The organism is Tengunoibacter tsumagoiensis, assembly GCF_003967535.1.
Lineage (GTDB): Bacteria > Chloroflexota > Ktedonobacteria > Ktedonobacterales > Ktedonobacteraceae > Tengunoibacter > Tengunoibacter tsumagoiensis.
In genome coordinates this window covers 3739535-3754339 of the sequence record NZ_BIFR01000001.1, presented here as the reverse complement: position 1 = coordinate 3754339, position 14805 = coordinate 3739535, and the positions used below count along the sequence as shown (strand labels likewise).

Genomic DNA, 14805 nt, shown 5'->3' with positions numbered 1-14805 from the left:
ATGTCTGGAGAGATACGCTGTCAGTATTTTTCCAGACATTTTTCTATTCTGTTTTTCTCGTGTGTGTCGCCCCTGTGTTGAGATATGGATGCGCTATAATAGCAGTGAAATTGATCAATAAAAGGAAGAATTATCCGATGAGTACAGCGCAAGAACGCCTTTCCGCCTATGAGCGTCAGTTAGCTCGAGTGCAACGTCGTCTTATAAAGCTATCAATGCAAAATAATACGTATAAAGTGCAACAGATTCTTCTTTTTTGTGGTGGAGTCCTGGTGGCTCTCTTCTCTATAAGTCTCAACCTTTTTTTAGGCCTTCTATTGTTAATTGGAGTGGTTGTAGGATTCATCATCTTACATCGGATGCAGAAGCGAGTCGAGCGTAGCTTCCTCAAACATCAGGCATGGGAGAAGATGATCAAAGCACAACTGGCGCGACTGCAACTCGATTGGGCTGCCATGCCAGTAGTTCCTGAGCTGGAGAAGGATCCCAATCATCCTTTTGAGATCGATTTAGATATCACTGGGGAGCGTTCTTTGCATCGTCTTCTGAACACAGGTATCTCATTTGAGGGGACAGAGCTATTGGCTGATTGGCTCTTAGAGCGTGTGCCAGATCTGACTACGATTAGACAGCGGCAAGCCCTGGTACAGGAACTTGCACCATTGACACGTTTTCGCAATAAGTTAATGATGAACTCTTTATTTGCGACACGTTTTTCGAGCGAAGGCCTGGATGGTGAAGGGTTGATGGCCTGGTTAGAGGCCGATCGTGAGGTATCGAATATGCCTTTCTCCACCTTGCTCATCGCATCTTTATTATTTGTGACATTGGTTATTCTGCTCTGCCTCTATGTCTTTGGGCATCTCTCACCATTGCTGCCTCTTAGCGGACTGGCACTTACGGCTCTCTGGTATCTATTTAAGCGACATGAACAAGGAGATCTGGCTCAGAATGCATCTCAAGTCAATGTTTCTTTTATTAAACTCCGTCCCATCTTTGAGTATCTAGAATCCTACCCTTATCGTCAAGGTTCTCTCCTTAAGCAACTCTGTGAGCCCTTTTATCTCCATGATGATCGCCGTCCCTCGCAGCTATTGAAAAAGTTGGAGCGAATAACAAAGCGGGCCAGCGGGGCGCAAAGCCAGGAGGGATGGTTCATCTTGAACACGCTCCTCCCAATTGGTTTTTATACAACATATCAACTACAACAATATAAAGCTCTATTAACAGAGTATCTCCCTCGCTGGCTGGATGCATGGTACGACTTAGAGGCTTACTGCTCACTTGCTAACTTTGCATACCTCAATCCAGATTATGTGGTACCTGAGATTTTGCCATCTGATACATCGGTTGAAACTTTTCAGGTCAGGGCGCTGGGCCATCCATTGCTAGCTAAAAAGGACAAGGTCAAAAATGATATTCAATTGGATACATTGGGTGAGCTTGTCTTGATTACCGGGTCAAATATGGCAGGAAAAAGCACCTTTTTACGTACAATGGGGATCAATCTCTGTCTGGCATTTGCAGGAAGTGTTGTCAACGCTGACTCTTTTCGAACATCACTGTTTGAGCTTTATGGCTGTATTAAAGTCTCAGATTCACTTGCAGATGGTTACTCATATTTCTATGCTGAAGTACGGCGATTGCGAGCAATTCTGGATGCTTTGGAGCAAGGAACACGTTATCCTGTCTTTTTTATGATCGATGAGATCTTCAAAGGGACAAATAATTACGAGCGCTTGATTGGAAGTGAAGCTTACCTACGTGTTCTTCTCCAGAAAAAGTGTATTGGCTCTGTCTCAACCCATGATCTCGAACTGGTGAAGTTAGCAGATAGTTTCTCTGCGATTCGGAACTATCATTTTCGTGAAGAGGTCATCAATGGTCAGATGGTTTTTGATTATATCTTACGGATCGGACCCTGTCCGACGAGGAATGCATTAAAAATCATGCAGATGGAAGGACTTCCCATCACCTGGGATCAACTTTCCCACCGTTAGCCACCTGGAAGAGAAGTCTTCTGCCATTGCTTACTTATACAAGAGCACTCTTTGATTTGGCGATAAAGGCAGATGGGCAGAGGTTAATCAATGTACATTGCTCGCAGCGAGGTTTGCGCGATTCGCAGGTGGCGCGTCCATGAAAGATGAGCAGGTGAGAAAGATCAAGCCAATCTTTATGAGGAATAATTTGCATAAGATCTTTCTCAACCTTAACAGGATCATCATTCAGGGTCCAACCAAATCGACGTGAGAGACGACCAACATGAGTATCAACGACAAAACCAACGCTAACACCATAAGCATAGCCAAGTACTACATTGGCAGTCTTGCGAGCGACTCCTGGAAGTGTCAACAGCTCTTCCATTGTGTGAGGGACCTCGCCACCGTAGGTACTGATAATGCGTTGGCAGGCTGCGCGAATATTTTTTGCTTTATTGTGATAGAAACCAGTTGAGCGAATATCTTGCTCAAATTCTTCCTGGCTCGCCGTTGCATAATCTTCGACACTCTGATACTTTTGAAAGAGACGAGCAGTTACACGATTGACGCGCTCATCGGTGCATTGTGCTGAGAGTTGAGTTGCCACCATAAGCTCAAGCGGATTAGAGAAATGAAGTGAGCAAGTTGCGTCAGGGAAGAGCCGGCGCAGTTCAGTAATAATTGCTAGAACCTGTTCCTGAGAACCAGGTTCAGGTCCTTGATAGATTGGTGCACTTGTCAGGTCCATAAAAAACCACTCCACATCAACGGAATATTAGAGATCCTGAATGAGATACTGTTCACTATGTGTGTGCCCAGAGTGACGCACGATTTTTTCAATCAGATCAGCCTTCTTGCTATCGGCAGCATAACGTATATGTAACTCTTTGGCAATCTTTTTTAATTCTGGGACAGTCTTCTTTTTTAGCTCACTGTCTGTCAGAGAGGTAACAGCCAGAGGGAGCTCTAAAGGAGAAGACGCTTCAGATGTCAGCCTCGGAGCACTTGTAGACTCTAACTGATGCATCACGAGATTTTGAAAAGGTACATCTGGTAAACGTTTAAGGAGAAGTACCACATCTGTAAGTAGTTCTGCCAATTCATGCGTTTTCATCTTCTCTAAGTCTGTGCTGGTCAAGCGATTTTTCATTATAATCTCCTATTAGTGCGTGCTAGCGAGCAAAAAATCGTAGCCCTTTCTGCCCATCGTGATCAACAAATTTGATCAGGGAAACCTGGAGAGAAGGGATGATACTTATTGTCAAACATATATATCTTACTGATAGAGATGAAGATTTTGCATACGTTGTATAAATTCGCCTGCGAGTTCTTTAAATTGTTCTTGAAGTTCAGCCTCTTTCTCTCTGGGCTTAGAAATCGCGCTGATAGGAAGCCGATTATCGGCGGCTTCAGCTACTTTTACGCTATCGCTAATGGTGCGTGTAAAGACCTGATTAGGATAATCCTTGATGACTTTATCGCTATAGGTACTGCTAAGATTCGTCTGTTTGATACGGGTGAGAACGATACCAACCAGAGTTGGACCATTGAAGCGTTGCTGCTGATTGGCTGCTGGAAAAAGCTTTTTGACGGCACGTTGGAGCAGGCCAATACCGTAGGTAGACAGAAAGTCAGGGACTGTTGGGATTAAATAGGCATCGCTTGCCCAGAGGCTATTTTTTGTAACAGGATTAAAATTTGGGGGACAATCGCAAATAATATAGTCATAATCGTTCTGTAGCTCATCTAAATAATGCTGGAGGATCGTATAACCGAAGAAATCTGCCAGACTGAGATCTACATCGATAAGATTTGGATCGGAGGGAAGGATATCAAAGCCAATGACAGGAGCTTTTCCTTGTAAAACATCCGGAACAATTGCATTATGGATAGGAAAGGAGCGATCACGTTTTTCAAAAAGGTTAGCGGATGTACCACGCAGGTTTTTCCACATTTTCCAGTGATCTTGCTCCATCACGTAAAAGCTTGCGCTGGCTTGAGGATCAAGATCGATTAAGAGCGTTTTACGTCCAAAATGACGAGCCAATGAGGTTGCCAACTCAATAGATGTCACCGTTTTCCCTACGCCACCTTTGAAATTGATGATTGTCACTATTTGAGCCATCGAATCTATACCTCTCAGTCTACGAGAATGATCTCAACCTTATTGAATGCAATTATTGCAGAAGCTGCAAGGGAATGTCAAATTCTGTATGAGGAAAGTGACTAAAGAGTCTCTTATCAATCTTCCTTTCATGCAAATGTTATTTTTACATTTAATAGACCATAAATAAGCTTCCCCTCTCAAGAGAGAAAGCTGTGAAAGGTATGTCTACTGATGCGGGATAAGTGTATGCCAGAGTTTATAAGGGGGTAAAAGGTGATGGTGTATGTAAAATCCGATACCTGGTCTACATACAGTTTTTAAGGAGTATAAAAAACCTCTTTCCCTTGTGTCCACCAGGAGGAGGAACCTTCGAGTGGTTCTTGCATGGGATCCGTCAGCGTCCACCATTCCTGTGTTTTGGGATCGGCAGCCATTTTCTTCATATCGGCTGCATAATCCTCGCCAATGTATTCGAAATAAGCAATGAGGAGTGTGTCATGACGGAAAATGGAATAGTTACGGATATTGCAATCATGGATGGTTGCAAGAACCTCAGGCCAGACGGCTGCATGAATGCGTTCGTATTCGTCGATACATTCAGGCTTTACCTTTACAAGTTGAGCAATTCTTTTCAAGGTGAGGCATCCCTTTCTTTTTGACTAATCAGTGAATAAGATGGCAGCGTCCAGCTTGAAAGAGAAGCGATAAGCAAAAACGCCGCCTAGTCAGGCGGGTGAGATGGCAGCGTCCAGCTTGAAAAAAAAGCGACAAGCAAAAACGCCGCCCAGTTTAGGCGGGTGAGATGGCAGCGTCCAGCTTGAAAGAGAAGTGGTAAGCAAAAACGCCGCCCAGTTAGGCGGGTGAGATGGCAGCGTCCTATTTTCCCATGCAGTTGCCCACAGAGTATCATCGGGGCTGAAGAGCTTAACTACCGTGTTCGGGATGGGAACGGGTGGACCCTCTTCGCTACAGCTACCAGCTCACCTGCATATCCAGGTGGCGTTTTCAACAAGACGAATACTACCAGAACCTTTGAGCTTTGTCAACCCCTTTTTGATCAGTCTTTTTTTCACAGGGAGGCAAGGGGTAGGATGGACCTCTCCTTCCTGAACGTGAAGCTGCACCATGGCAGTCCCTCCATCGTCCATGTTCACGTTACGTTATGAAGGGGCGACCAGAGCGGAGCTGAAACGAGCCCCTTCCCAACGCTTCCCCGCTTCTGCACGAACCAGCAAAGCCCAGCAAAAAGTCGGGTGTCCGTCAAATTTTTGCAAAGAGGTAGACACGTACAAGGAAAGAAGGTAAGATAGAACGAAGAAAATGTGGAGGTGGACCGTGAAGGAACCAAACGAAGAACAGTGGCAAGAGCTCAGTACACGTATTTTAACAGACATCAGAGAATGGCGGCGTAGCCATCCGAAAGCGACCCTGGCCGAAATTGAAGAGGAAGTTCACCGGCGCATGAGCCAGCTGGAAGCTCAGGTGATCGAGGATACCGCCCACACCAGTGCTTTTCAATGTTGGAGTGGCAAACCGGCGCACGAACGACCCTGCTGCCCGATCTGCCGCACGCCGTTGCAGACCCGAGGGAAACACATGCGGACCCTGCAAGCAGCGGGGGGACATGACATCACCCTGAAACGCGAGTATGGAACCTGTCCCACCTGTGGGACAGGTCTTTTTCCCCCTGGATGACGAGTTAGCTCTGCTTCCCGGACGCCTGACCCCACAACTGCAAGAACACCTGACGCACCTGGCAAGTTGGATGCCTTTTGCGCGTGCAGCCCAGATGCTCGAACGGCTTCTGGGAGTCCAGGTCAGCGAGCCAACGGTGCGACGCAAGACGCTAGATGCAGGCACAAGGTCCCAGGTGCGACAAACATCATCGCATGACGCCTCATGGCAGGCGAACAGTGGAGGGGACAAGCAGGTCATCAGTGTTGATGGAGCCTACGTTCCACTGATTGGTGGAGAATGGGCTGAGGTTCGCACGTTGGTGATCGGAGAGATCGACGTGGCGAAGAAACATCAGGGGAAACAGGAAACGAAGGTTGAGCGCCTCTCGTCCTTCTCGCGTCTGACGGATGCCGACACCTTTGGCGAACTGGCTCAAGGAGAAATGGAGCGCCGTGGGGTGCCTTCTGCCAAGGCGGTCTGTGCCGTCATGGATGGGGCAGACTGGCTGCAAGGTTTTGTCGATCTCCATCGGCCCGATGCGGTACGTATTTTAGATGTTCCGCATGCGGCTCACCATTTGAGCCAGTTGATTGAGGCCTTGCAGCAGGCAGGAGTACGCTTGCCTGCTGATGTCCTGCCACGAAGCATCCACATCCTCAAACATCGTGGTCCTGGGTTGTTCGTGCGCTGGTATGATCGCTTGCCTCCCTTGATCAAAGAGGGTGAGGCCGTTTCCAAACAGGAAGCGTACCTTCGCAAACGTCTGAGCTTGATGGACTATCCCACCTTTCAACGAGAAGGGTGGCCCATTGGCTCGGGTATGGTAGAAAGCGCCAACAAACTCGTCGTCCAAGCACGTTTGAAAGGGGCTGGCATGCATTGGCAGCGTCATCATGTCAATGCGATGCTCACCTTACGCAACGCTGTCTGCAATGAACGGTGGTCTGAGTGCTGGCACGAGGGAGTCCAGCAGCAGCAGTCTGAGCATGCCCTCAAGCGCACTCAGCGCGCTGAGAAGCGCTGGCAAGAGGTGTGCTCCTCTTTGTTGCACTGCCTTTTGCGGTCTCACCCTTCAACGCCTGCTCCTCTGGCGACTCCATCACCTCCTGTTGAACCTCCCGTTGCGGTGCGTTCGGCTGAACCTTGTGCCACCTTGCCTGGATCTTCTCGTCCCTCGCCTCATCACATCTGGAAGCGCCTCCCTGCGTGTCGTCCAAAGGAGATTGCAAAAATTTGACGGACACCCAAAATTTATTACCCCCTTGACAGCCCCTTTCCCGAGTGCTATACTCCGTGAGCTGTCGTTTCCAGACAATCACTCTCCTGGAGAGTGCTCCTGTCCGCAAACCCCCGGCTGTGCCACGATAACGTGGCCCCTCAGGAAGTTATTTCTTCCCAATGATGTGCACGACCACACGGTTCGTCCGTGGGTTGTTCAGCCTGTGAAAACGGTCTGAAACGTGCCAACACCAGGGGATGAGGACTTTCGGGGCAGGCGAAAAAACTCAGTGAGAAAACGCTTGACAGACCCCGAGGAATGTGAGATACTACAGCAGTCGTCGCGAGAACGCCAAAACAAAGCAATCGAGCGAGACACCCGAGAGCTACGGTTCTCGATCAGTCGCACTTTGACAACTGAAGAGTGGAAAGCAGAACAGTAACTGGTTTAGTAAGAAGGAACAAGACACCAGTTCCTGTCAATTCAATCACTTGGCTCACGCTGAGTGATGCAATCTGCGAACAAGCCAAGCAATAATAACTTGGACTGGATCGCGAACTACACAATGCATTTTCGGGAGGCCCGCTGTGGCTCTCTTGAACATAAATTGGATGGCGAGTTTGATCCTGGCTCAGGATAAACGCTGGCGGCGTGCCTAACACATGCAAGTCGAACGCACTCAGCAATGAGTGAGTGGCGGACGGGTGAGTAACGCGTGGATTATCTGCCCCAAAGTGAGGAATACCGGCGAGAAATCGCCGACAATACCGCATATGCTCGCAAGAGGAAAGCTCGCAAGGGCGCTTTGGGATGGGTCTGCGTCTGATTAGCTAGTTGGTGAGGTCAAGGCTTACCAAGGCGACGATCAGTAGCTGGTCTGAGAGGACGATCAGCCACACTGGGATTGAGAACGGCCCAGACTCCTACGGGGGGCAGCAGTGAGGAATTTTCGTCAATGGGGGCAACCCTGAACGAGCAACGCCGCGTGCAGGATGACGGTTTTCGGATCGTAAACTGCTTTTCTTGGGGACGAGAACGGACGGTACCCAAGGAAGAAGCCCCGGCTAACTACGTGCCAGCAGCCGCGGTAATACGTAGGGGGCAAGCGTTGTCCGGATTTATTGGGCGTAAAGCGCACGCAGGCGGTCAGGTAAGTTTGTACTGACAATCTCCGGCTCAACTGGAGAGGGTGTATGAAGACTGCTTGACTTGAGGGCTTCAGAGGGACACGGAATTCCGGGTGGAGTGGTGAAATGCGTAGATATCCGGAGGAACACCAATGGCGAAGGCAGTGTCCTGGGAAGTACCTGACGCTCAGGTGCGAAAGCCAGGGGAGCGAACGGGATTAGATACCCCGGTAGTCCTGGCCGTAAACGATGACCACTAGGCGTTGGAGGGTTCGACCCCTTCAGTGCCGGAGCTAACGTTTGAAGTGGTCCGCCTGGGGAGTACGGTCGCAAGATTAAAACTCAAAGGAATTGACGGGGACCCGCACAAGCAGCGGAGCGTGTGGTTTAATTCGATGCAACGCGAAGAACCTTACCAGGACTTGACATGGAATTGCACCAGCGGTAACGCGCTGTCCCTTCGGGGCGGTTCCACAGGTGCTGCATGGCTGTCGTCAGCTCGTGTCGTGAGATGTTGGGTTAAGTCCCGCAACGAGCGCAACCCCTGTCGTTAGTTGAATGATCTAACGAAACTGCCGCGATCAACGTGGAGGAAGGCGGGGATGACGTCAAGTCAGCACGGCCCTTACGTCCTGGGCGACACACACGCTACAATGGTCGAGACAAAGAGTTGCGAACCCGCGAGGGGGAGCCAATCTCGTCAAACTCGGCCTCAGTTCAGATTGGAGGCTGCAACCCGCCTCCATGAAGTGGGAGTTGCTAGTAACCGTAGGTCAGCACACTACGGTGAATACGTTCCCGGGTCTTGTACACACCGCCCGTCACACCACGAAAGTCGGCAACACCTGAAGCCGCTGGGCTAACCCTTCGGGGGGGCAAGCGTCGAGGGTGGGGTCGGTGATTGGGGTGAAGTCGTAACAAGGTAGCCGTACCGGAAGGTGCGGCTGGATCACCTCCTTTCTAGGGAGCTTCGATGGATCTTTCTCAGCAATGAGCAAGCACCTCCATCCACTCCTAGGTCGAAACAGGATACTGATGGTTGCTTTGAGCGACCAGGGACTGCGTTTGGTTTCCACTCTCCAGTGGTTGGGGTTTATCCCTGATCACATGCACCTGAACAACTGAAGAGGATATTCCTTCAATTTTGCTGAGCGATGAAGATTGCAAGCACGAGTTGAAGCAGAGCAAGCAAGACACCATCAAGACCAAAGAAAGAACAAGCTACACAGAGTACGAGGTGGATGCCTTGGCACGAAAGACCGATGAAGGACGCGGAGACCGGCGAAACGTTCGAGGGGAGCTGCATACAAGCCATGAACCTCGAGATTCCGAATGGGGCAACCCATCCAGAGTGATGTCTGGATACTCCCTGTTGAACACATAGACAGGGCAGAGGGCAGCGGGCGAACTGAAACATCTCAGTAGCTCGACGAAAAGAAATCAACCGAGATTCCCGTAGTAGTGGCGAGCGAACCGGGAGGAGCCCAAACCATCCGTTCTTCGGAACGGGCGGGGTTGTAGGACTCGCAACAAACAATGGCCGATCATTCGAATGCGTTGGAAAGCGCAACCAGAGCAGGTGAGAGTCCTGTAGAAGACGATCAACCAGCGTGGGCGAGGATCCTGAGTACCACGAGGCACGTGAAACCTTGTGGGAAGCTGGGGGGACCACCCTCCAAGGCTCAACATCTTTCGTGACCGATAGCGAACAAGTACCGTGAGGGAAAGGTGAAAAGCACCCCGAGAGGGGGATGAAAGAGACCCTGAAACCACGTACTCACCAGCAGTCAGAGGCCACTGTTCCAGGAGGAACCAAGGGCTGATGGCGTGCCTTTTGTAGAATGATCCGGCGAGTGCATCGTCGTAGCAGGTTAACCAACGCTAAAGTTGGGGAGCCAGAGGGCAACCGAGTCTGAAGTAGGCGCGCGTTGCGGCGATGCGACCCGAAACCACGTGAGCTATCCATGAGCAGAGTGAAGCGGATGTGACAGTCCGTCGAGGCTCGAACCCACCAGTGTTGCAAAACTGGGGGATGACTTGTGGATAGGGGAGAAATTCCAATCGAACGTGGAGATAGCTGGTTCTCCCCGAAATGTATTGAGGTACAGCTGCATGTGTTGTCTGTTGGAGGTAGAGCGCTGGAAAGGCTCGGGGCCCTGTGCGGGTTACCAACCCTTCTCAAACTACGAATGCCAGCAGAGTGGAGCATGCAAGTGAGACAGTGGGGGCTAAGCTTCATTGTCAAAAGGGAAACAGCCCAGATCACCGGCTAAGGTCTCCAAATCACTGCTCAGTGTCAAAGGGAGTCAGTACGCAATAACAGCCAGGATGTTGGCTTAGAAGCAGCCATCATTGAAAGAGTGCGTAATAGCTCACTGGTCGAGTGTAGTGGCACCGACAACGTAGCGAGGCTTAAGCAGTGTACCGAAGCCGTGAATCCTGGTTTTTGACCAGGATGGTAGGGGAGCGTTCTCAAGCAGAGAAGCCAGACCGCAAGGACTGGTGGAGCGACGAGAAGTGAGAATGCCGGAATGAGTAGCGCAATCTCTGTGAAAACCAGAGACACCGAATGCCTGAGGGTTCCTGGGCACCGTCAATCGTCCCAGGGTGAGTCGGGCCCTAAGCCGAGGACGTCATAGTCGTAGGCGATGGAAAGCAGGTCAGAGATTCCTGCACTAGCGTCAGATCGTGATCAACAATGGGGGGACGCAGTAGGGAAGGTGAACCGATCGAATGGACAGGATCGGCGTGTCGTTTGAAGTGCGAGACCGAGGCAAATCCCGGTCTCCTGTGCATGACAGCGGCACCGAGCGCGAGCAATCGTGCGGAAGTCATCGGACCCCAGGCTGCCAAGAAAAGCCTCTCGTGAGAGCTGACGCTACCCGTACCGCAAACCGACACTGGTAGGCAGGGGGAACTCCCCCAAGGTGATCGAGCGACCCTCTGTTAAGGAACTCGGCAAATTGACCCCGTACCTTCGGTAGAAGGGGTGCCCCAGTAGCGTGTTTCGATGCGTGAGGGGGCTGCAAGAAATTGGCTCAACCGACTGTTTACCAAAAACACAGGTCTCTGCGAACGCGAAAGCGGAAGTATAGGGGCTGACTCCTGCCCAGTGCCGGAAGGTTAAGCTGAGTGGTGTTCGTAGCCACGAGGTGAAGCCCCGGTGAACGGCGGCCGTAACTATAACGGTCCTAAGGTAGCGAAATTCCTTGTCGGGTAAGTTCCGACCCGCACGAAAGGAGTAACGAGTTGAGCACTGTCTCGACAGAGGACTCGGCGAAATTGAAGTACCCGTGAAGATACGGGTTACCCACGACAGGACAAAAAGACCCCGTGGAGCTTTACTACAGCTTGGCCTGGATACGAGGGACAGCGTGCGTAGCATAGGTGGGAGCCGGAGAATCCATCCTTGTGGGGGTGGAGGAGGCAGCAGTGAAATACCACTCTCGTTGTGTTTTGTGTCTCACGCCAGACCGTGAACCGGTTGGCAGACAGGACCAGGTGGGTAGTTTGACTGGGGCGGTCGCCTCCCAAAGAGTAACGGAGGCGCTCAAAGGTTCTCTCCGGGTGGATGGACATCACCCTTCAAGAGTGTAAAGGCAGAAGAGAGCTTGACTGCAAGGCAGACGCGCCGAGCAGGGACGAAAGTCGGACTTAGTGATCCCACATTCCCGAGTGGAAGGAGTGTGGCTCAACGGATAAAAGCTACCCCGGGGATAACAGGCTTATCTTGCCCAAGAGTTCACATCGACGGCAAGGTTTGGCACCTCGATGTCGGCTCGTCGCATCCTGGGGCTGGAGTAGGTCCCAAGGGTTGGGCTGTTCGCCCATGAAAGCGGCACGCGAGCTGGGTTCAGAACGTCGCGAGACAGTTCGGTCTCTATCCGTCGTGGGCGTAGGAAGATTGAGGGGCGTCATCTCCAGTACGAGAGGACCGAGATGGCTGAACCGCTGGTGTGCCAGTTGGCCTGCCCGGGCCACAGCTGGATAGCTATGTTCAGAAGGGATAAGCGCTGAAGGCATCTAAGCGCGAAGCCGCACCCAAGATGAGTCTTCCCATCACTTTGTGTGATCAAGATCCCAGGAAGAAGACCTGGTGGATAGACGACACGTGGACGCCTGGTAACAGGTGGAGCGAAGTCGCCCTAATGATCGTACGGCTTGTCATTCAGGTCTTGAGTGGGTGAGCGAGCAAAAATCGGCTTGAACGCGTGGTTGCACACGGCGCGCTCGGCAAAATTGAGAGAATATCCTCAACAGTTGGCGCCATCAGGTGCAATGGAACAAAGAGAGAAGTCAGGATTGAGAGATCCTGGCTTTTTTTTGCGTGTGATAAGTTCGAAGACTAATGATCCTGGATGTTTTTTGTATGAAAACATTCAGGATCATTAGTCTTCGTATTTCCTTAAGGATGTAGTTCTAACAAGGTTTTTTTGATGCCGTTAAGTGCGGTAGAGATTTGTGCAGTATCGATTCCATGATGTGTTACAGCACGAATTCTCCCCTCCCCCATCTCGCTTAAAAGGACTCCGTGTTCTCGTGCTTTTGCGAGAAATGGCGCGACGATTTCGTCTGAGGAGAGATGCGTACTCTTAACTTTGAATATGACAATATTTGTCTGTACTCGCTCTAGAGCAATTTCAAGCTGAGGTAGCTCAGCGAGTCCTTCGGCGAGCAGTCTAGCGTTCGCATGATCCTCTACCAGGCGTTCAACTCTCGTAGTAAGGGCAACGATACCAGCGGCTGCTAGAACACCTGCCTGTCTCATACCGCCTCCTAGGAGTTTACGAATACGTCGTGCTTTGCGAATAAATTCCTGGTTGCCTACTAATAGCGATCCAACCGGAGCGCTTAAGCCCTTTGAGAGACAGAACATCATAGAATCTACATTCTGTATGAGTGTTGCCAGTGGTATACCCAGAGCGATAGCTGCATTAAACGCTCGCGCTCCATCCATGTGAACGGGGACATGTCGACTGTGGGCAAGATCGGTAATCATCTGCATTTGATCTTGATTGAGCACTGTACCACCGCAGCTATTGTGAGTGTTCTCGATGCATACAAGTGCTGTACGGGCAACATGATCATCGCTCTCATCCGTTAAGCTTGCTCTTACTCGGGTCAGATCGAGCATTCCATCTTTATGAGTAGGTACTACAAACATAGGTGAGCCGCCCAGTGTTGAAGCTCCTCCAGCTTCATAATGGTAGATATGTGATTGGTCCCCTACAATAATGGCTTGCCCACGGCCAGCATGTGTGAGCATTGCAATAATATTGCCCATCGTGCCGGTAGGTACAAAGAGCGCAGCCTCTTTTCCTGTTAGCTCTGCTGCTAATTCTTGTAGCTTATTGATTGTGGGATCTTCGCCATAGACGTCATCACCAACGTCAGCACGAGCCATTGCCATTCGCATCTCATCTGTTGGCAGGGTCAAGGTATCACTTCTTAAATCAATTGTCATCTATCTTAAACCTTTCATAATAGCTGAATTTTTATGCTATAAGTATACCTGATCATGGAAAGAGTATATTATCAAGTCAACTCAAGAAAAGATAGGGAGATAAAATTTCTCTGATTCTCACTCCACCCATACGCCACAAAAGGACGGTCCATTCCTCCTCCGTATTCACGCAGAGGCATCCTGGACCAGTATCGTAAATTTTTTCTTATCCTGTGCACATTGTTGGTAAGAGTGTGTCCTAAAACCAGTAAGTGGCCGATAGAAAAAAGAAAGGAGTCAAACAAGCGATCAGAAAGGATCACAGCCAATGGAAAGAAGCATCACGCGAAAGCCGTACGCCACCGATCTGACGGATGCCCAATGGGAGTTGCTGGCTCCCTTCATCCCAGATGTCTCGCCCAATGCGACCCAAGAGACCATTCCCAGGCGCGAGATCGTCAACGGCATCCTCTACGTGTTGCGAACAGGCTGTTCGTGGAGACTGACACCCCACGATTTGCCCAACGGCAAGACGCTGCACCATTATTTGCGTCAGTGGAAACACAGCGGGGTTTGGGAGACCGCCATGACCAGCTTACGCAAACAAACCCGTCAGGCCATTGGCCGAGAAGAGGAACCCAGTGCGGTCATCATCGACAGCCAATCGATCAAAACCAGTCCCGTCCGAGGCATCGAGCGTGGGTTCGATGCGGGAAAAAAAAATCTGGGGTCGTAAACGACATCTTCTCGTTGACACGCAAGGCTTCGTTCTGGCGGTCAAAGTGCATACCGCGGGCTTGACCGACCGCAAGAGCGCTCCTCTGCTGTTGGCCGGGCAAAAAGAATACTTCCCACGAGTTTCGTATCTGTTCGCTGATCGGGGATACACTGGGCCGCTTCTTGATTGGATCAAAGAGCACCTTGGCTGGGAACCGGAGATTGTCCCTCATGAACACAACGACTCCCAGAGCGATTGGGTGCTCGTCAATGGGGAACCGGTCAAGATTGCCAAACCAAAAGGCGGTTTTCAGGTTCAACGAAAACGATGGGTTGTTGAACGCACCTTTGCCTGGCTCACGCGGTTTCGTCGCTTGGCGCGCGATTATGAGGGTCTCCCTTCGAGCAGTGAGGCTCTTATCCAGATCGCTGCGATCCGTCTCTTTTTGACGCGTTTGGCTCCTTTCTAGGCCTTTGCGTTTATCTTAAGACACACTCTAAATAAGTACTCATAAATAAGGATTTACAGGCTT

At 50.5% G+C, this 14805-nt stretch carries 7 protein-coding genes, 3 rRNA genes and 1 pseudogene; 5 read left to right on the top strand and 6 right to left on the bottom strand.

The features are described 5' to 3' along the window. The first annotated feature begins 137 nt into the window (after positions 1–137). The gene (locus tag EL628_RS14720; RefSeq protein WP_161975515.1) at positions 138–2000 is read left to right on the top strand and encodes a MutS family DNA mismatch repair protein; all 1863 of its coding nucleotides are present in this window, start codon (positions 138–140) and stop codon (positions 1998–2000) included. 34 nt (positions 2001–2034) lie between these two features. Here EL628_RS14720 and nth read toward each other — a convergent pair whose 3' ends face one another. The 5 genes from nth to rrf form a co-directional block, all read right to left on the bottom strand. Then, entirely contained in the window at positions 2035–2730 is a 696-nt protein-coding gene (gene nth / locus EL628_RS14715) for an endonuclease III (protein ID WP_126580683.1), read from the bottom strand. Positions 2731–2757: 27 nt separating this feature from the next. Further along, on the bottom strand, positions 2758–3132 hold the full coding sequence (locus tag EL628_RS14710) for a Rho termination factor N-terminal domain-containing protein (RefSeq protein WP_126580682.1): 375 nt from the start codon (positions 3130–3132) through the stop codon (positions 2758–2760). Between the two features lie 126 nt (positions 3133–3258). Beyond that, complete coding sequence (locus EL628_RS14705; RefSeq protein ID WP_126580681.1) at positions 3259–4107, bottom strand: ParA family protein; 849 nt, start codon at positions 4105–4107, stop codon at positions 3259–3261. Positions 4108–4406: 299 nt separating this feature from the next. Next, a complete protein-coding gene (locus EL628_RS14700) occupies positions 4407–4724 on the bottom strand; it encodes an L-rhamnose mutarotase (protein ID WP_126580680.1) in 318 nt (105 codons plus the stop codon). A 228-nt stretch (positions 4725–4952) separates the two neighbouring features. Then, a 5S ribosomal RNA gene (gene rrf / locus EL628_RS14695) occupies positions 4953–5069 on the bottom strand. Between the two features lie 512 nt (positions 5070–5581). Between rrf and EL628_RS14685 the strand changes: the two are divergent. The 3 genes and pseudogenes from EL628_RS14685 (at position 5582) to EL628_RS14675 (ending at position 12281) form a co-directional block, all read left to right on the top strand. After that, positions 5582–7003, top strand: a pseudogene (locus tag EL628_RS14685) (ISKra4-like element ISKra2 family transposase). Positions 7004–7593: 590 nt separating this feature from the next. After that, positions 7594–9072, top strand: a 16S ribosomal RNA gene (locus EL628_RS14680). A gap of 254 nt (positions 9073–9326) precedes the next feature. After that, positions 9327–12281: ribosomal RNA gene (locus EL628_RS14675) — 23S ribosomal RNA — on the top strand. A 236-nt stretch (positions 12282–12517) separates the two neighbouring features. Here EL628_RS14675 and ltaE read toward each other — a convergent pair. Further along, positions 12518–13576, bottom strand: coding sequence for a low-specificity L-threonine aldolase (gene ltaE, locus EL628_RS14670; protein WP_126580679.1), 1059 nt, complete (start codon positions 13574–13576; stop codon positions 12518–12520). Positions 13577–13883: 307 nt separating this feature from the next. Here ltaE and EL628_RS30990 point away from each other — a divergent pair. Continuing rightward, positions 13884–14742, top strand: a protein-coding gene (locus EL628_RS30990) for an IS5 family transposase (protein WP_371859653.1) whose coding sequence is annotated in 2 segments (ribosomal slippage) — positions 13884–14270 and positions 14272–14742 — 858 coding nt in all. Because the reading frame shifts where the segments join, the coding sequence is not laid out codon by codon here. Positions 14743–14805: the final 63 nt, after the last annotated feature.